The sequence below is a fragment of the Halostagnicola sp. A-GB9-2 genome (genome assembly GCF_030068615.1).
Lineage (GTDB): Archaea > Halobacteriota > Halobacteria > Halobacteriales > Natrialbaceae > Halostagnicola.
In genome coordinates this window covers 152,090-170,760 of sequence record NZ_JASJOC010000005.1, presented here as the reverse complement: position 1 = coordinate 170,760, position 18,671 = coordinate 152,090, and the positions used below count along the sequence as shown (strand labels likewise).

The 18,671-nt window shown below is 57.1% G+C and carries 14 protein-coding genes and 2 pseudogenes; 7 read left to right on the top strand and 9 right to left on the bottom strand.

The annotated features are described in order from the left end of the window. The first annotated feature begins 14 nt into the window (after window positions 1-14). From iolM to QNM96_RS14180, 7 genes are all read left to right on the top strand, one after another. The gene (gene iolM, locus QNM96_RS14210; protein ID WP_283837146.1) at window positions 15-1,169 is read left to right on the top strand and encodes a scyllo-inosose 3-dehydrogenase; all 1,155 of its coding nucleotides are present in this window, start codon (window positions 15-17) and stop codon (window positions 1,167-1,169) included. Window positions 1,170-1,421: 252 nt separating this feature from the next. Then, complete coding sequence (locus tag QNM96_RS14205; protein ID WP_283837145.1) at window positions 1,422-2,477, top strand: Gfo/Idh/MocA family oxidoreductase; 1,056 nt, start codon at window positions 1,422-1,424, stop codon at window positions 2,475-2,477. A gap of 88 nt (window positions 2,478-2,565) precedes the next feature. Beyond that, entirely contained in the window at window positions 2,566-2,715 is a 150-nt protein-coding gene (locus tag QNM96_RS14200) for a hypothetical protein (RefSeq protein ID WP_283837143.1), read from the top strand. A 502-nt stretch (window positions 2,716-3,217) separates the two neighbouring features. Next, entirely contained in the window at window positions 3,218-4,555 is a 1,338-nt protein-coding gene (locus QNM96_RS14195) for an extracellular solute-binding protein (RefSeq protein ID WP_283837141.1), read from the top strand. Window positions 4,556-4,632: 77 nt separating this feature from the next. Next, a complete protein-coding gene (locus tag QNM96_RS14190) occupies window positions 4,633-5,568 on the top strand; it encodes a sugar ABC transporter permease (protein ID WP_283837139.1) in 936 nt (311 codons plus the stop codon). A 2-nt stretch (window positions 5,569-5,570) separates the two neighbouring features. Beyond that, a complete protein-coding gene (locus QNM96_RS14185) occupies window positions 5,571-6,479 on the top strand; it encodes a carbohydrate ABC transporter permease (protein WP_283837137.1) in 909 nt (302 codons plus the stop codon). 79 nt (window positions 6,480-6,558) lie between these two features. Continuing rightward, the gene (locus QNM96_RS14180) at window positions 6,559-7,698 is read left to right on the top strand and encodes an ABC transporter ATP-binding protein (RefSeq protein ID WP_283837136.1); all 1,140 of its coding nucleotides are present in this window, start codon (window positions 6,559-6,561) and stop codon (window positions 7,696-7,698) included. Between the two features lie 47 nt (window positions 7,699-7,745). On the opposite strand, the gene QNM96_RS14175 is transcribed toward QNM96_RS14180, so the two are convergent. The 9 genes and pseudogenes from QNM96_RS14175 to QNM96_RS14135 all read right to left on the bottom strand — a co-directional run bounded on the left by QNM96_RS14175 (window position 7,746) and on the right by QNM96_RS14135 (window position 18,565). Continuing rightward, window positions 7,746-8,201, bottom strand: coding sequence for a hypothetical protein (locus tag QNM96_RS14175; protein WP_283837135.1), 456 nt, complete (start codon window positions 8,199-8,201; stop codon window positions 7,746-7,748). Between the two features lie 91 nt (window positions 8,202-8,292). Further along, on the bottom strand, window positions 8,293-9,096 hold the full coding sequence (locus QNM96_RS14170) for a TIM barrel protein (RefSeq protein ID WP_283837134.1): 804 nt from the start codon (window positions 9,094-9,096) through the stop codon (window positions 8,293-8,295). A gap of 121 nt (window positions 9,097-9,217) precedes the next feature. Next, window positions 9,218-10,027: an aldo/keto reductase gene (locus QNM96_RS14165; RefSeq protein WP_283837132.1), complete on the bottom strand. Its 810-nt coding sequence runs from the start codon at window positions 10,025-10,027 to the stop codon at window positions 9,218-9,220. 1,050 nt (window positions 10,028-11,077) lie between these two features. Beyond that, window positions 11,078-12,310, bottom strand: a complete 1,233-nt coding sequence (locus QNM96_RS14160; protein WP_283837131.1) for a hydroxyacid-oxoacid transhydrogenase — start codon at window positions 12,308-12,310, stop codon at window positions 11,078-11,080. 295 nt (window positions 12,311-12,605) lie between these two features. Then, window positions 12,606-12,806 (bottom strand): annotated as a pseudogene (locus QNM96_RS14155) (hypothetical protein); the annotation flags it as partial. A 250-nt stretch (window positions 12,807-13,056) separates the two neighbouring features. Next, window positions 13,057-14,553 carry an amidase gene (locus QNM96_RS14150; protein ID WP_283837129.1) on the bottom strand — a complete coding sequence of 499 codons (1,497 nt, stop codon included), beginning with the start codon at window positions 14,551-14,553 and terminating at the stop codon, window positions 13,057-13,059. Window positions 14,554-14,751: 198 nt separating this feature from the next. Then, window positions 14,752-15,633 carry a bile acid:sodium symporter gene (locus QNM96_RS14145; protein WP_283837128.1) on the bottom strand — a complete coding sequence of 294 codons (882 nt, stop codon included), beginning with the start codon at window positions 15,631-15,633 and terminating at the stop codon, window positions 14,752-14,754. 246 nt (window positions 15,634-15,879) lie between these two features. Next, window positions 15,880-16,553 (bottom strand): annotated as a pseudogene (locus tag QNM96_RS14140) (metallophosphoesterase). Between the two features lie 503 nt (window positions 16,554-17,056). Beyond that, window positions 17,057-18,565: an amidase gene (locus tag QNM96_RS14135; protein WP_283837127.1), complete on the bottom strand. Its 1,509-nt coding sequence runs from the start codon at window positions 18,563-18,565 to the stop codon at window positions 17,057-17,059. Between the last annotated feature and the right edge of the window lie 106 nt (window positions 18,566-18,671).

Here is an 18,671-nt window from a genome sequence, read left to right as displayed (position 1 = left end):
GTAAAGATCGTGTCATGAAATCACTTGTAGTGGATGCCGACTGGGATCCGCGACCCGACTACGATGTTACCGAGACCGAGCGAGAATCGAGGAAAGCGATGAACGCCTCGCAGGTGTGGCGCGATCCCGAACTGCGTGTGACCGAACGGGAACGACCCGTCCCGGAAGCCGACGAGGTGCTCGTCCGCGTCCGATACGCCGGAATTTGTGGCAGCGATACGTCGATGATCGGGACGGACGACGACGGGTACGTCCACTACTCTGCTTACCTTCGTCTGCCGAACGTCGTCGGCCACGAGTTTTCCGGGGAAGTCGTCGAGACCGGTTCCGACACCCGGCTGTTCGAGGAAGGCGACCTCGTTACGGCGGAGGTAACGGATTACTGCGGCCGCTGTCACATGTGTCGACAGGGGTTTCACGGCCACTGCGAGCACTTCGAACAACTCGGCTTTACGATTCCGGGGGCGTTCTCGGAGTACGTCGCCGTCCCCGAAAAGATCCTCTGGGATGTCTCGTCGCTCCGAGAAGCCTACGGCGACGACGACGAGGTGCTCAAGGCCGCCACGACTATCGAACCCTCGACGATCGGCTACTACGGACTTTTCGGGCGCGCCGACGGCATTATTCCCGGGGATTACCACGTCTACCACGGTGTCGGCCCCATCGGCCTCACCGGGATGAACGTCTCGAGGGCCGCGGGTGCGGGGAAAGTTATCGCGTTCGAACCGTCGGACGAACGTCGGGAAATCGCTCGCGGACTCGGGTTCGAACACGTCTATAACCCGATCGCTCGAGATCCAATTGAGGTGGTCGAGGCGGTGACCGACGGTGAGGGTGCCGACGTGCACGTCGAAACCTCGGGTGCCGTTTTACAGACGTACCCGGTGATTCAGGAAACGCTCGCAGAGCGTGCGAACGTCGTCCACATTAGTAACGCTGGCTCGGATCCGGAGGTGGCGCTTCGCGAACTGCAGGGCAACAGCGCGCAAGTATACGGGTCGGAGGGCCACACCGGCCAGCAGGTCTTCCCGCGAGTAATTCGGCTCATGGCAGCCGGAAGACTCGACAACCTTCCGATTGTTACCTCGACGTTCGACCTCCCAAACGCCGACGAGGCGATCCATCGGGCGGCAGAGCGTGTCGACGGAAAGGTCCTTATCGAAGTCTAACCAGCGTGGGGTCGGCGGCTGTGTCTATCTATCTACACTGCAAAAACGGTGTCTCGTTTTACGGCTCGACGAGGACCTTGACGTGTTCGGTCTCAGGATCGAGCACCGGTTCGATCCTCGATAAGATTTTCGAGCGAAATACGATCGGTTACGAACGGTTCAATGTCGATCGTTCCGCCGCGACGCCTGACTGTTCGTCGTGGTGGCTATCTAGTAGAAACTTTTTAGTCGCTAACCCACCCTATCGATTTCATGAAGGTTGGAATTATCGGATGCGGAACGATCGCGCAGATCATGCACATCCCGAATCTCCTCGAGGTGCCGGACGCGGAACTTACGGCGATGTGTGATCCTGCCGAGAACGTCACCGAGGAACTCGGAGAACGGTATAACGTCGGGTCCGAACACCGCTATTCTGATCCCGAGACCATGATCGCTGATCTCGAGTCCGAACTCGATGCGGTCGTTGTCACCACGCCGATGCAGACCCACGCCGACGTGGTCGAGCGCTCGCTCGCCGCCGGATTGGACACGCTGGTCGAGAAGCCACTGGCGGTCACGCCGTCGGACGCCGATCGACTGGTCGAAGCCGCCGAGCAAAGTGACGCAACGGCAATGGTCGCGTACAACCGCCGGTTCGAGCTGGGGTACGAGCGGTTAGCGGACGAACTCGAGGACGTCGAACAGATCGATAGCATCACGGCCTATGCCGTGGACGCGGACTTCTCGAAGTCACTGCCGGACATATACGATACAATCGCGCCCGAACTCGACGATGAGTTTATCGAACGAAGCACCGATCGACGGATAGAGCAGTGCAAACAGGCGATCGGAACCGATGACGAGGACCTCGCAGCCGCGTACGACTTCCAGCTCGAGCACGTCTGCCACGACGTAAACGCACTTTGCGGCCTGTTCGGCGATGTCGAGTCGATCGATCACGTCGATTTCGTCCGCGACGGCTACTACGGCACCGCTCACCTTGTGTTCGAGGGTGGCGAACGGTGTATCCTACAGACGGGCGATTCCGAGCGCCACTGGCACGAGCAGTTCCTGCGCGTCGACGCGCCCGACCGGACGCTTCGTCTCGAGTTCGATCACCCGTTCGTCAAGTACAACTCGGCGACGCTCTCCGTTCGCAAGGGTACCGACGAGACGGTCGAGTGCCAGTACAGCCCGACTCGCGAAGAGAGCTTCAAACGTGAACTCGAGGCGTTCATGGCGTGTGCTCGCGACGAACAAGCGGTCCGCACGTCCTTTGCCCAAGCGCGCGACGACGTCGAACTGATCGCGTCGTTGTTCGGGTAACCGACCAACTGTCACTCGATCTCGCCGACGGTCGGCTTGATCGGTCGCAGATCCACTGACACTTCTGGAACTCAGTGCCACACTTGCCTTGCTCGCATCGGTGTTTTCCGGCCTGCAGGCCGTATCGGTCGAGTACGGCTTGAAAAACGGCCCCGAAACTGACGAAACATCTCCGATGCTCGCAGCGGCGATCATCACGATCATTATCGCCGGCGCGACGGTCATGCAACTTGGATAGTGTTTCGAAACGAGCAGTGGCTTAGGGTTGTCGGTCAAAAGACACGACGGTTTCTACCGCCTCGACGTCGTCGGCGAACACCTTTTCGATCTCGTCCAGACCGGACGTGCCGGTCACGAGTGACTTGAGCGCCGTTTTTTCTCGGGTCGATGTCGGTCTCGACAACGTCCGCTTCCTGTCGTTGGTTGGATTCGGTGGATCCCGCCGACTGAGGCAGTACGTTCGATCGAACTTGGACGCCGTGTCCGTCTGCTCGAGAACCTTCCCATGAGGCTCATTGGCTGGATCAGTATCGACGGGCTGGCAACCTTTCGTATCGGTTTGCTCGTTCCGAGAGTTGTTGCTATCCACTCACCTAGTCGAACTCGATCGCAACTGTTCACTGTCTTGCCCACATCGTCGACTGACTTTGGCTACAGGCTTTTAGTAGCAAAATATCTGATAAGTCTGGAACTGTATATACCGATAATTTTATACACTAAGCTTACTATTGTGCCAATGTATGACACGAGACACACCTGTACGGGATAATAGTGGGGACCTCGTCGATCGTCGATCAGTCCTCGCGTCGAGTGGCGCAACGATTACGGCCCTTTCGCTCGCTGGGTGTTTGGGGGACGAATCAGAGGAAGGAACTGCAGAAAGTATCAGCGTCGCGGCGGTCGAAGGTGAGGGGAGTTGGTTTGATACCCTTGCCGACGAATACCTCGAGGACGAAACGGGTATCGAGATCAATGTGGAGTTGCTCCCCTTCGATGGTCTCTTCGAACAGCTCGTTAGCGTTCTCGATAATCGAGGAGACGAGTTCGATGTCGTATTCATGGACGATCCGTGGTTCCCACGAATGGCGAACCATCTCGAACCTCTCGAGCAATGGCTTCCTGACGGACTTCCTGATGAACTCATCCAATCGACCGTCGACATCGCTACCTGGCCGACGCCGAACGAGGCTGTCCCTCCAGGTGCTGATGAATTAGAGCAAGAAGTACGAGGAACCGTCGCGGTCGGTAACGCACAGTTGTTCGCATACAATACGGATCACTTTGATGAAGTCGGTGAAGATCCACCAGAAACGTGGGACGATGTGCTCGAGGCAGGTCAAGCGATCGACAGCGAACTTGACGATACAGCAGGGTTTGTGTTACGTGGGGAGAGAGGAAATCCGATCAACGCGAGTTTCTACGCGGTCGGCGGATCGATGGCTGGACGGATGTTCGACGACGACTGGAGCTACAATTGGAGCAGCACGGAAGGCAGAGACGCAATTGATCTCTTCGCGAACGAACTCGCCGATATCAGTCCCGAGGGCGTGACTGCCTACGACAGTGACGAAGTAATTACGGCGATCGGTTCCGGTGAAGCCGCACAGGGACTTGTCTGGCCTGGCGCAGCTTCTGACATGTTGGACGGAACTTCGGAGGGAGACAACATCGAGTTCACAGTAATTCCCGAAGGGACACAGTACGCACCGACGCAGGGTAACTGGATCGCGAGTATTAACACCTACACTGGCGATCCACAAAAGCGGGCTGCGGGCGAAGTCCTTCAGGAATTCATATCACGCGAGGCTCAGGAGCTCTACGTCGAAGACGGCGGTGTCCCGTTCCGTCACGACATCTTCGAGGAATACATCGATCACGAGCCCTGGATGGAAGCACTTTATAACAGCTTGCCAGAAGCACTACCGCGACCGCGGACGACGGAGTGGAACGAGATCGAAGAAGATCACGGAATCATACTGAATAACGTCCTTACCGACGACATGACGGTTGATGAAGCGGTCGAACAGGCCGAAGAAGATCTAGAAGACATTCTAGACCGCGCCGGATACTATGCATAAATAGCACACATGGATCCTGATACAATACCGCTCGATCGCACCCGTTCTCTCCTTCCACTCAGAGGTGTCTGGCACCGATGAGCGAAGGGACGAATACGGTTTCTGAAAACCCAATCCACGCCAGCGCATCTGAGGGGTCCCGCAAAGAACGCCTTGCCCTCTGGGCCGACGAGCATCTTGCAAAGCTACTGGTTATCCCCACACTGGTGCTTCTGTTTTCGATGACGTTCTATCCGATGATACGGGCGATAGAGATGTCAATGTACCAGTATACCGCGGGACAGCGTATTGGGTTTGTCGGGTTGGATAACTACGTTAACCTCTTCTATGATAGCACCTGGCGTAACTCGCTGATGGTTACGGCTTGGTACGTCTTTCTCTCGGTGACGGTACAGTTTGTCGTCGGATTTGTGATTGCAGTTCTGTTGAACCGAAAACTGAAATTTAGAGGACTAATTCAGACGCTAATCCTCATTCCGATGATCTTGGCACCGACGGTCATCGCACTCGTTTGGCGGTTGCTTTATGCGCCCGGAGGATTGCTTGATTTCATCTTCTATCCCATTGTCGGTGGAAATGTGGGCTGGATTAGCGATTCCAGCATCGCACTGTACTCGCTTATCCTCACCGAGGTGTGGCAGTGGACGCCCTTGGTCGTGTTGGTGATGCTTGCGGGACTTCAGTCAGTTCCGGACCACCTCAAAGAAGCCGCGGTGATGGATGGTGCCTCCCGGTTGCGCATTTTCTGGGACATCACGCTGCCCCACATGAAGTCGTTGATCGTGTTGATCCTCATTATCCGAGTGATCGACTCGATCCGCGTCTTCGATAAAGTCTACATACTCACTCGAGGAGGACCTGGCGAATCGACGAACGTCGTGAGTATGGAGATGTATCGAGCGGCTTTCGAGTTTACTAACTGGGGCGCCGCTGCCTCGATGGCGATAAGCTTGCTGCTCATCGTGCTCTTGATCGCGATTACCTTCGTGAAGATCGCGGAGGTGAAGTTCTAACAATGGCAACAAAACCAGAAACCGATACGCCTGTGTTTGAAACGCCAGGTCGATTCGAAAAGTTGTACAACGAATACGAGGGAACGAAGTGGTCCAGAGTAGCGATATACGGCGGACTGTCCATGTATTTGCTCTGGACGCTGTTTCCGGTCTACTGGATGGTCACTGGATCGCTGAAGACCCGTGAAGGGCTATTGACCTTCCCGCCGCAGTGGATTCCACTGCAGATGGAAATCTCCAACTATGTGGTTTTGTTCACCCAGCGACCGGAGTTCTGGCGGTTCATCCTCAACAGTATGATCGTAACGATTGCGACGACGATCATTGCAACCTTCCTTGGAGCATGTGCTGCGTACGGATTCGTGGCGTTCGATTGGCCGTACGACCTTGACTTTCACTTACCCTTCTATATTCTCTCGACACGGTTCATGCCGCCGATCGTCGTTGCGATTCCGATCTACGTCATCTTCCGAGATATCGCTCTCGTGAATACGCTACCGGGACTGATCTTGTTGTACGTCATGTTCAACGTCCCGTTCGTCGTCTGGATGATGAAAGGGTTCTTCGATGAAATACCCGATAGTCTCGTCGAATCGGCGATGATCGATGGCCACACACATCTCGGGGCCTTCTTTAAGATCGTCCTTCCGTTAGCGAAGCCAGGTCTGTTTGCTTCGGGCATCTTCGCGATGATTATTACCTGGAACGAGCTCCTGTTCGCGCTGATCATCACGCACAGTGCAGATGCGGCAACTCTCCCGGTCGGCCTATCCTCGCTGATCACTCAGTATACGATCCAGTGGGAACTGATCAGCGTCGCTGGGACGATCGCGATGATTCCGGTGTTGATCTTCGCGTTCATCGTTCGAGACGAACTGGTTCGAGGATTCAGTATGGGTGTTGACGGATGAGAGCGAACTCGTGGCGCTTTGTAGACGACAGCATTACAAGTATGAGTTACGATTACGCGACTAACACAGGTGAATACGCATGGTCAAAGTAAAATACGACTCGGTCGAAAAGCGATACGGAGATACAATAGCAGTCGAAGACGCAGAGGTAACGGTTGAAGACGGTGAGTTTGCGGTTTTGCTTGGCCCCTCTGGATGCGGAAAAACGACAACGTTGCGGTGTCTGGCTGGGCTAACGAAACCGACCGATGGAAATATATTCGTCGACGGAACGGATATCACCGATGTCCATCCGAAAAACAGGAATATCGCGATGGTGTTCCAAAATTTCGCACTGTATCCACACATGACGGTCGGCGAAAATATTGGCTATCCATTAAAAATCGCCGGCGTTTCGAAAGAGGAACGAGATCGACGGGTTGAGGAGACTGCCGATATCCTGCAAATCTCGGAACTCATCGACAGAAGCGTCGGCGAACTTAGCGGCGGACAGCGACAACGCGTTGCCCTCGGACGAGCGATCGTCCGTGAACCGGCGGTTTTCCTGATGGATGAGCCACTCGCAAACCTCGATGCCAAGCTGAAGATGGGCATGCGAACGCGAATTAAACGGCTCCAGCGGGAACTCGACGTGACAACGCTTTATGTCACACACGATCAGGAAGAAGCGATGTCGCTTGGTGACAAACTGATCGTGATGGACAAAGGGAACGTCCAGCAGGTCGGAACTGGCGACGAAATTTACCACCAGCCGGTGAACCGATTCGTCGCCGGCTTCATTGGAAGTCCTGCGATGAACTTCCTCGAGGTCGAGAAAGATGGTGCCGTTGTTCGTCCGTCGATAGACGGCGCTGAGTTCGAGTTCGAACTCGACGACGACATCGCATCGGCTTACGGAACGGACGGGACGTTCACACTCGGTATTCGTCCCGAACACGTAGCGGTCCGTACGACGGAAAACCCACGTTGCATTCCAGGGACGGTCGAAGTCACGGAACCACTCGGCAACGAACAACACATCGACATCACCTTCGGTGATCTGAGTTCCGAAGACCTGCAGTTTACCGTTACTGCGTCCGGCTCGCTCTCGGTCGAACGTGGAGATACCGTGTGGCTCGAGTTTGAACAAGAGCACTTGCATGCGTTTGAACAGAGCTCCGGCGAACGAATCGCAACTGAGGAGATTGTTCAGTCGAAACCGAATGTCCCTGACTCGTAACTGACGCTCGCTATTTTAGTGTGCTTTTCGAGAACGACACTGTGTTTTTATTGATTAAATGAGACGACGGTCTTGATGGCCGCCGCATCGTTTTCGATCGCCTGATCGATCTCTTGGGGTTCGTAGATGCCCGTAACGAGTTTGTCAAACACATCTTCGGATGTTTCAGTGAGCCACTCAACTGCGTTTTGAAAGTGGCGTTTCCGGGCGTTAACGATACCGAGGAGTGTCTTGTTGCTGACTACGAGCTCCGAGTGGAACTCGCCACCGTCGATTTCTCCCTCCAACGAGCTGGGGATTCCTTGTAGCGCTGCGTCACCGTTCGGGCCGAGGGCTTTTACAGCATCGGTCGAGTGCTTTGGGTACCCCGTCGCTTCGAAGATGAAATCCGTTGGTTCGTGTTGGGCAACAAACTCACTCAGTGGGGTTTCTCTCGAGTCGACGTACGTCCCACCGATCCCTTCGAACGACGACAGGTACGGAGACGGCGTCCGAATCGGCACGGACTGGCGGGCCGATCGCTGTTGCTCTTTCGTAACTGCGTCTCTTTGCTGGGTAGTAGCCGAGGGAATCGTGTCGGCCACCGGGCGAACTTTAGTACCGGTTAGTGAGCGCTTCCATGAAGTCGTAGTTTTCTTTCGCGTGGATAAGCGGTGATTCACTTTGATTTTCGATTTCGACCGTGATATGATCATCGTAGCCGATCTGTTCTAATTCTCGGCATATGGTCTCGAAGTCCAGAACACCTCGACCGAGGTCTGTAAACGAGCGGAAGTAATTTATCGTGTTATCGAGATGGTGGGACTCCGAAGAGAGCGCGGCGACGTGGTTGTCGAAGTTTGCTGGCGGATCGACATCCTTGAAATGGACGTACTCGATGTCGTCTGCAAAACGCTCGATTCCGTCCGTCACGCTGGCGTACGGATAGTAATGGGCTGTATCGAATAAGAGTTTGAAATTGTCGGGGCTGGTCTCCAACCAGAATTCGATTTCGTCGGGTTGTTCAATTGCGGTCGCCCCGTGATGGTGGATGAGTGGTCTGACACCAGCATCCGCTGCGGCCCTTCCGATCCTGTCTAACCAGTTCGAAAGCGTTTCCTGGTCTTCGCGATGTCGCTCGGGCGGGAGAAATCCATAGAACGGGACGTCGAGATCGCTCACGAGCTGGGCACCGTCACAGATGCGTTCGACAGCCGCCTCATCGACCGGCCATTCTGCCATCACACAGTAGAGTTCGAGTTCGTATTCCTCGAGCCATTCTTCGAGGACAGTGGCTCCCGCGTGTCGAACTTTTTCGAGCCCGATCTCGACGCCGTCGTACTGACAGGCGCTGATATCGCTGAGCCCGGTCCGTACTGTTTCCTGATCGTACAGTATGGTCGTGTATCCGATTCCCATATGTCCGGATTGGGAGTGTGTTACAAATAGATTGGGGTTGTTCCCTATTCTCGTGGTGGTTTATCCGGTTAGCAGGTCAAGACCGACGACGTCGAAGGAACCGTCAGTTCCCGCGTAGTCGTTATTCCCATTCCATCCATTCCGGATCTTCACACCGCTTTCGACGTTCGAGCGCGTCGATCTGTGTGAGATCTTCGTCGTCTAGATCGAGCTCGAGTGCGACTCTGTTGGCCCGAATGTGTGCCGGCGTCTGCGACCGTGGGATCGGGACAACTCCCTCTTTGGAGAGCAACCATGCTAACGTGACCGCTGCCTCGTCGGTCTCGTGTTTGTCTGCGATCTCCGAAATCTCGGGGATATCGAAGACTTCTCCCTGTGCGATCGGCGAGTAGGCCACGAAATATGCGTCTCGTTCAGAGACGGCGTCTCGAAGCGTCTCCTGTGGCAACAACGGATGCATTTCGGCCTGCAGTGCGTACAGTGGAACCTCGAGGAGGTCGTCGGCTTTCTCGAGGTCGGATGGTGTGTAGTTGCTGACGCCGACTCGATCGACGACCCCCGCTTCGACGAGGTCGTTGAAGACCGGAAGTACCGTTTCGATATCGGCTTGCTGTTGTGGCCAGTGATGATAGAGCAGATCGATCGTCTCGATGCCGAGTCGTGAGAGGCTATCCGCAACTCCGGACCGGACGTATTCGGGATCCGGATCCGGCTCTTCGAAGTGGGCGATTTTCGTCGCAACGAACAACTCCTCTCTGTCGACGTTCGCGCGGTCGATGGCGTCCCCTACTTCTTGTTCGTTCCCGTACAATCGAGCGGTGTCGAGGTGACGGTACCCCGCTTCGATCGCAGTGACGAGTGAGTCGGTTCCGTCTTCGTCTGTGAGACTGTACGTTCCGAATCCGAGGCTGTAAGATTCTCGATCAAGCACAAGCGTTCCAATTCGCGGAAGAATCTTATAGCTTCTTATCGCAACTGTCTTTTTCGGGTTGAGGGCCATGTCGAACTAACGATACCTCCACACCGAACCGACCGCACTGTCGGCGGCGTCGGAACGAAGCCACTGCATCGCGTTCGTAAATCGCAAACAGATATGTCCTGCTTAGTATACACGTTTCCTGAACAATCCTCGCGATGTCCGGTTTCTCCGAATGAATACCGCAGTATTGAGCTCGCGACGTTCAGGCCGGCCAATACGACGATTTGGGATGTGCGAACGAGACCCGATCATCGAATCGTTCGGCGAACTCGAGTGAAGTGATAAAACGGCTTTGTTCCTTCTCAAACCCGTCGAATGCGCCAAGACACGTCGTTCAATTTCACCTGTCGCCGTGATCTGGGTGGGTCCGAACCGAATCAGATTTACCTCGTCGTTCGTGACCTTCAAACGCTAGCGACGATTCGTCGAGCGCTCGCCAACGGTTCGCGGACTCCCTCGAGGGACGCCAGGGATGCTCTACGATTCCGGCAATTGTTTACATGTGTATGCGTGTAATCAGATATCGAATCGAGCCGGAACGCTTGCTCGAGGGGTGTTTCATCGCACCGGTGGTGACCAATAGCCGGTTGCAAAAGCGTAGTAAATGCGCCACCTGTATTTTTCTTCACTAACAATACTATGTGGCTCTTTGTCTCGATACATGACTCTCTTCGAATCCTGAGAGTGCAGGATGGATACTGAATAATGTGGTATTTGGATAAAAAGACAATATAATCAAAAAATTTTCTTTCAATTCTCGAATCATAGTATATTTGGGGGCTAAGCTAATTACAATACTTCCAGACACTTTCGAGGAGTAACGTTACACATATATGGAATTGGTTAAGCTATACAATACTGGCCGCTATTTATCGATCTCGTTATCGGGTATTTTCGACTAGCCTCGTTTTTGTGCGATCGCTCCACCTAATCTTCGTCGCGTCCGCCACCCGTGTGCTCACACTCGTTCGTTCGGTTTCGCGTGCTCGAGATCAAACCGGGTCACCGGGCCGCCTCGAGAACGTCCTCGAGATCCTCCCGCTCGAACCGTCGTGGATTTCCGACGAGCAGGCGCTGGATCTCTTCGGTTTTTTCGGCCAACCGAGGAACGTCCTCGCTGTCGACGCCGAGCTCGGAGAGACCGGACGGAATGCCGATATCGGTGGCAAGCGACTCGACGGCGATCGCCGCTCGTTCGCCGACGTACCGATCGTCGACCCCCGTGAGATCCTCACCGAGAAGTTCGCCAATGCGGGCATAGCGATCGACTGCTGTCGACGAGTTGTATCGAATCACTTCGGGCAACAGAACCGCGACGGTGACGCCGTGTGGCGTGTGATTCTCGCCGGCGACGGGGTACGCCATCGCATGGGTCGCTCCCAGTCCGGCGTTGGTAAACGCGATTCCGGCGAGGAGGGTTCCGAGCGACATATCACGCCTTGCCTCCACGTCGGAGCCGTTGTTGACCGCCCGCTGTAAGCTACCGGCGATGAGTTCGATCGCGCGCTCTGCGTACATGTCGGTCAACTCCGTTCGACCGCCGTAATCGGGCCGGTCACCAGCCCGGTCGGGAGCCGGTTTCGTGTCGAAGCGTCGGGTCGTATAGGCTTCGATAGCGTGCGTGAGCGCGTCCATTCCCGACGACGCCGTGATCGCGGGGGGAAGCGTCACCGTGAGCAACGGGTCGACGATCGCGAGGTCGGGAAACAGGTGCCGACTCGAGATCCCGACTTTGAGCTCCCTGTCGGGTAGCGAGACGACTGCGGCAGGGGAACTCTCGGAACCTGTTCCGGCGGTAGTCGGAATTCCGACGACCCGCACGTCGGAGTCCGGAACGGCTTCGCCGTCGCCGACTGGCGGCGCGACGTACTCGAGGACCTCCCGATCCGAGTCGGCGAGGGCACCGGTAACTTTCGCGACGTCGAGGGAGCTTCCGCCCCCGATTCCGACGACCGCGTCCGGGGCGTGCTCACCAGCGGTCGCGATCGCGGATTCGTAGACGGCGATGCCGGGATCGGGCTCAACACCGTCGAAGATCGAGACGTCGATCCGTTCGGGGACGGACTCGAGGGCCGTCTCGACGGTTCCCGTTTCCCGCAGTTGGTCGTCGGTTACGACGAGAATACTCTCGATGTCGCGGTCGGCGAGTTCATCTCCGAGCTCCTCGCTTGCGCCGGTGCCGAATTTGATCCGGTCTGCAGTCGCGAAGTCCCAGACGGTTTCGGGATCATGCATTCGTAATTAGCCCCGAGATCCCAGAACGTAATTATGTTTCTACAATCATGATAAACTCGCGTTCCATTTTCAACCGATCGGAGAGAGCTTCGAGCAAATTAGAACTGTTTTCCCATACTAGCGGCGAATTGCAGTTGGATATGTCATTTAGTAACAGAGGGCTCGTGGGCGGTTCAGTGAAAAAGACAGTTACCCGTCTCGTTCGGTGATTCACGGCCGATTCAATGAAGGTGGATTCCCGCTGGACAACCCTGGACCGTCGTCCCCCGATTATTTTCTGAACAACGGTTGCAAGTCAGTTTTCCGTTCCTGCGGGTCGTGTTCTAAAGAAAAAGCAACGAGAGTTCCACGGGTCACCGGACCCGTGGTACTTCACCGGTCCCGCGTCTTCACGCGCACTCGCGAGGTAAATCGCGCTATTGAGCAAGCCGATGTGACTGAACATCTGCGGGAAGTTTCCGAGCAGTTCGCCCGGTTTCGGATCGGTCCGTCCTGATCGACGAGCACGTATCGATCGTCGTTTTCGATAATACGATATTCGCTGATCGGTCGATATCCAATAGTATCGCCTTTGTTCGTGGTCTTACTTCGCGAGTCTGGATAATCAACACATGACAGTACTGAAAGTTGTACAGCGACCATCGGACAGTCCTGTGACAGTCCAACGGACTGAGATATGACTGATCCCGGAAACCGCAACGGCAAGGAGACGGGTTCCGGCCATCTCGGTCGATATTCGTCGCCAGTTATCGCACCGTTTCGAGCGCGTATGCAGCGTCGAGGGCGGTCGAGTCGTCGAACCGCGAGCCGACCAGCATAAGTCCGACGGGAAGCCCGTCGACCTGCCCCGCGGGAACGCTCACAGCCGGATGTCCGGTCCGATTGAACGGCGAGTTGTTCCCGGGAATCTCGAGTTCTCGAATACGTTCGAACTCGTCCATATCCGGGTCGCACTCGGGTGCGGTTACGTTCACCGTCGGCATGGCGAGGACGTCGTACTCCTCGAGTGCCTCGTCGTAGCGCTCGGCCAGGTCCACCATGAGGTTCATCCCGGCCGCGTAGAACCGGGAGTGATATCGTTCGGCCGTGTACGCGCCCATGAGTAGCGATAACTTGAACATTGCCGGAAAATCGTCGCTCTGGGCCTGTCGGAACTTGCCGAACGATTCGACCCAGGACGTGTTGTACCACGCTTTCCAGCCGTGGCCCACCCCCTGACCGCTCATCGCGGCGACGAGCCCTTCGTTCATACAGACAGCGTGGACCTTCGGGGCCTCTCGATGCAACGGTACTGAAACGTCTTCGACGGTCGCACCCTCGTCCTCGAGGGATGCCAGAGAATCGCGTACCTGCTCGTCGACTGCCGGGTCACCGCCCGATCTCCCGAACCCCTCCTCGAGCACGCCGATGGACAACGCAGACGCGTCGCCCTCGAGGGCCTCCTCGTACTCTTCGACGGGAACCGTACTCGGCCGCCGGAGGTGCGCATCGTTACTGCCGGCGATCGCGGAAAGCATCCGCGCGGTCGTTTCGACATCGGCGGCCATCGGCCCCGGGTAATCGATGGTATGTTCCAACCCGACACAGCCCGTGTACGGGACGAGCCCGTAGGTGGGTTTGTGTCCGACGATTCCACAAAAAGCGGCCGGTAACCGAATGCTCCCGCCCTGATCAGTGCCGATCGCGGCGTCGACCTCGCCTTCGACGACTGCGACCGCACTTCCCCCGCTCGAGCCGCCGGCCAGGTAGTCGTCGTCGTGCGGGTTCGTGATCGTTCCGAAGGCGCTGTGGCCCGTTTCGGTGATCGCCATGTCGTCCATGTTAGTCTTACCGACCACGTCCGCGCCGGCCTCGAGCAAGCGGGTGACGACCGTGGCGTCGACGTTGGGAACGTAGCCCTCGACGACGTTCGATCCGCAGGTCATCTCGACGCCCGCGACGCAGATGTTGTCCTTGATGCCGACGTCCCAGCCCTCGAGGTCGCCGTCCTCGTCCCCCTCGACGAAACAGCGAGAGACCCAGGCGTGGTGGGGGTCGTCGGTCGCTCTGGTGCCCGAATTCCGGAGACGAGGCTCCGTTCCCCTGGGTCGCGGTTCGGGATCGTACGACTGTATCGTCTCGTAGGAATCTAGCCGGTCGACGATCAGTTCCCGGAAGGCCTTGAGCTCCTCGGGTCGGAGGTCGAGAAACATCGATTCGCCCAGTTTTCGAAGGTCTTTTTCGGTTGGTGGATGGATCGGCATAGTGCCCATCTCATTACGTCCCGACAAATATCTTGATTCAGCTGCAGTGACATTCGTTGTCTGATAGGGTCGGTTGTCAGTCATTTCCGGCCGTTCGCCACCCCGCTCTGGCGACAAACCGGTACACAGGTACAACCGATTCTATGAGGGGAAATCACGATCTGTGAAAACCCGACAATCCAGTTAGTCACCGAGTCGTCAAGCTGTGACGGTCTCAGACAACTTCGAACGGGTGGGCGCGTTGAGGCGCTGAACGAGGGAACTACAGACAACCTGCTGTGCGACGTGAAACGCGGTTATGCTGGCGATAATCGCTCCCCCTCCAAACATTGCGCCGACCATCACTGACACGCTCAGGTTTTTCATCGAACTCGCGAAGAAAACGGAGAGGCAATCGGCGCTTCGCATTCCGCGCACGTACAATCCATACGCGGCCCCCGCGCTGAGACAGAGCGCCGCGACCGCAATACCGCCGACGAACAGGAGTTGAGAGACACCGAAAGCGAGGGCCGAACCGCCGACTCCGGCGTAAATCAGAACACCGATCGTCGTGACGGAGAAGCTATCCAACTGATCGTCGGACACAGCCCCCGCTGGGACGAGATACGCGAGGACCCCCGCACCCAAAATAATACCGGTGAGTTCGACGACCATCTCGGATACGGAGATAGTAACCGCCGGATCGGCAAAGAATGAGATAATAGACGGAGTCACGAGAGGCGAAAGGAGCATCGATACGAGGACGATGACCGTCGCCAGTACCGTGTTCCCGCCGCTCAGACGCGTCCAGATGATCGAACTCCCGGCGGCCAGCGGTGCGGAGAGGACGATCAGGACGCCGAGTAAAATCTCCCCAGAGAGAACGGCGGCGGCGACGGGATACAGCGCGACCGGTACGACCAGATAGAGGCAGACGAGGGAGACGAGTACCGGTGTAGAGATTTTCTGCGTGGTGATTTCCTCGAGGTTGAACCCATAAAACGCCGTGAAGACCAACCCCGTGACGAGAATTGGGATCACTGGTTGAATCGGGGTTGCGAACCCAGGGTACGCCACACCTGCGAGGGTGGCCGTTATCACGACGAGAAGCGAACGCTGCGATCGAACGGCAGTCCAGATGCGACCTGTGTGTCGGCTAATAACGGCGAGTATTCCAAGGGATACCTATAGGCCTTTTTAAGGGAGGTCCGAACAGGAACCGGTGACACGCATCGACGAAACTATGCAGAGACGTTTCGGCGAAAATTCCTGTTGATCTCCCTGCGAGTGTCCGATCGATGATCGAGGATACGGATGTCTTCCGCTTTGGCTCCGGCTATTCAGAAATCACGGCGGTGGTTCCGCCTCCGCGGGCGTTTCGTGATCCGCAAGCGTCAACTCGTCGGGGTCCAGCGTGTAGTACCGCTCCCAAACGGGTGCGAGGCTCACGGTTTGTACGCCCGCGATTTCGGCCTCGCGGTGGCGGTGGTGGTGTCCGACGAGACAGAGGTCCGGTTCGAGACGTTCCAGGAGATCGGTCACGTGCTCGCAACCGGGATCGTACCCGTACCAGAACGCCCCGTCGGGGCCTCGTGAGTCAGGAAGATTTCGACGTCCTCGCGGCTCGTGGCGCGTTCGACATCCTCGCTCGTGAAGTGTCGCCGCCGATCACCCTCGAGATCGCTTCAGGGGTTCTCGTACTGCGTCGATGCGTAGTTTCCGGAGAGGCCGCCGATCCGCCGACCGTCGAGTTCTGTGATTGTGCTCGCGAGCAAGTTCGCGTTTCGGACGGATTCGACGTGTGCGCTTTGAACGCCATTGGATCGCTCGCCCGTCCGCAGAGCGTCGATCACGTCGAGGTCCTCGTTGTTGCCGGCGACGAACCAGGTCGCCGCGGGGAGGTCGCAGTGCTCCAGATCGCCGACGTGAAGTGCTGCGTCTGGGTCTTCGATCCGATACGGAGCCAACAGTTCCTCACGGCGGTTCGTTGTGGAAGCGTGAGCATCGCCGAGGACGAGCATTGGATCTCGGAGTACGGGCGCGCCGGCAAAAGTCGTTAAGCTTGCTCGGTATGGGTTGTGAGCGAAGCCGGATACGAATTCCCCACTACCGCGACCCAATGACCGATACGCCTACTCCGGACGGGAACCTATTCGCCGCCGATGGCAACCCGCGTTTCCGTCACGGTCGACGCCCGCGATTCCCCGTTCCGATCGGCGGCGGCTGGTCGACTTCGCGGTGCGGCTCGGTTGGAAACACGTAGAAGAGCCCCCAACACGACTCCTTCCCGTCGGTTCGGTACCGGGTCGCCACGAGCCGACGGCCAAGCGAATGTACGCCTGCATCGAGGGAATCGGTGAAAAACGCGTCAGGACGACCCGTGGGGCGTTACGTGACCGGCCACTGAAATTGAGTCGGGCGACCGGTTCGCTCCGCCAACGTGTTTCTCACTGACGGCTGGGACGTGTTTGCGAGAGGACGTACTGATCGAAACGCTCCGTATCATCCGTTCTGCCCGCTATCACTACCCGCCATCTAATCGCACCTGCTCAAGCGCATATCCCGCGTTGAGGACCGTTGCGTCGTCGAACCGAGAGCCGACGATCATGAGGCCGACGGGAAGGCCGTCGACCGTTCCCGCCGGAACGGACAGCGCTGGATGGCCGGTTCTGTTAAACGGGGCCGTGTTCGAAGGGACCGATACCTCCCGTAATCGGTCGAAATCGTCCATGTCGGGGTCGTGTTCGGGAGCGGTGACGCTCGTCGTGGGCATGACGAGAACGTCGTACGTCTCGAGTGCTTCGTCGTATCGTTGGGCCAGTTCGACGAGCAAGTTCATCCCGGCCGCATAGAACCGTGAGTGATACCGCCGGCCCGTATACGCACCTATGAGCAACGACAGTTTGAACATCGCCGAGAAGTCGTCGCTCTGGGCTCGTCGGAACTTCCCGAATGATTCGACCCACGGCGTATTGTACCACGCTTTCCACCCGTGACCAACCCCCTGACCGCTCAGCGCACCGACCAACCCCTCGTTCGTACAGACCGAGTGGATGTCTGTCCCTTCTAGATGCAGCGGAACCGACACCTCCTCGACGGACGCAACCTCGTCCTCCAGACGGTCGATGGCCTCGAGCACCTGTTCGTCGACCGCCGGATCACCGTCAGATTTCCCGAACCCTTCCTCGAGCACGCCGATAGACAGTTGCGATACGTCACCGTCGAGGGCCTCCTCGTACTCTTCGACGGGGACCGTGCTCGGTCGTCGGAGGTGGCGCTCGTTGCTTCCGGCGATCGCTGAAAGGGTTCGTGCGGCCGTTTCGACATCGCTGGCCATCGGCCCCGGATGATCGATCGTGTGCTCCAACCCGACACAGCCCGTGTACGGCACAAGCCCGTAGGTGGGTTTGTGCCCGACGATTCCACAGAGGGCGGCCGGGATGCGAACGCTGCCGCCCTGGTCGGATCCGATAGCCACGTCGACCTCGTCCTCGACGACTGCGACCGCGCTTCCCCCGCTCGAGCCGCCGGCCAGATAGTCGTCGTCGCGAGGGTTGGTGATGGTCCCGAATGCGCTGTGCCCGGTTCGCGTTATCGCCATGTCGTCCATGTTGGTCTTACCGACCACGTCAGCGCCGGCCTCGAGCAAGCGGGTGACGACGGTCGCGTCTACGTTGGGAACGTAGCCCTCGACGACGTTCGATCCGCAGGTCATCTCGACGCCGGCAACGCAGATGTTGTCCTTGATGCCGATGTCCCACCCCTCGAGATCACCGTCTTCGTCGCCCTCGACGATGCAACGGGTGACCCAGGCGTGGTGGGGGTTGTCGGTCGCTCTAACCCCCGAACTACGAAGTCGCGGTTCGGTTCCGCCAAAACTCGATTTGGGTCGGGACGATCGGATCGACTCGTAGGAATCGAGTTTGTCGACGATCAGTTCCTGCAGGGCCTCGAGTTCCTCGGCCGTCAGGTCGAGAAAAAGATCCGATCCGAGTTCTCTGAGGTCGTCTTTCGTCGGTGGGCGGACGGGCATATTATCAGACTCAACAGCTCCGGGTAAAACCTTGATGCAGGCAATATCTTTCCGATCTCGGAGTGAATATTCCTACAGAGTGCCCGTTGCATTATTAAATATCAGT

Excerpts from the sequence above, each read along its gene's own strand:
- iolM (WP_283837146.1), top strand. The coding sequence starts at position 15 with ATGAAATCACTTGTAGTGGATGCCGACTGGGATCCGCGACCCGACTAC.
- QNM96_RS14195 (WP_283837141.1), top strand. The coding sequence starts at position 3,218 with ATGACACGAGACACACCTGTACGGGATAATAGTGGGGACCTCGTCGAT.
- QNM96_RS14185 (WP_283837137.1), top strand. The coding sequence starts at position 5,571 with ATGGCAACAAAACCAGAAACCGATACGCCTGTGTTTGAAACGCCAGGT.
- QNM96_RS14135 (WP_283837127.1), bottom strand. The coding sequence starts at position 18,565 with ATGCCCGTCCGCCCACCGACGAAAGACGACCTCAGAGAACTCGGATCG.
- QNM96_RS14160 (WP_283837131.1), bottom strand. The coding sequence starts at position 12,310 with ATGCATGATCCCGAAACCGTCTGGGACTTCGCGACTGCAGACCGGATC.
- QNM96_RS14205 (WP_283837145.1), top strand. The coding sequence starts at position 1,422 with ATGAAGGTTGGAATTATCGGATGCGGAACGATCGCGCAGATCATGCAC.
- QNM96_RS14170 (WP_283837134.1), bottom strand. The coding sequence starts at position 9,096 with ATGGGAATCGGATACACGACCATACTGTACGATCAGGAAACAGTACGG.
- QNM96_RS14180 (WP_283837136.1), top strand. The coding sequence starts at position 6,559 with ATGGTCAAAGTAAAATACGACTCGGTCGAAAAGCGATACGGAGATACA.
- QNM96_RS14150 (WP_283837129.1), bottom strand. The coding sequence starts at position 14,553 with ATGCCGATCCATCCACCAACCGAAAAAGACCTTCGAAAACTGGGCGAA.
- QNM96_RS14190 (WP_283837139.1), top strand. The coding sequence starts at position 4,633 with ATGAGCGAAGGGACGAATACGGTTTCTGAAAACCCAATCCACGCCAGC.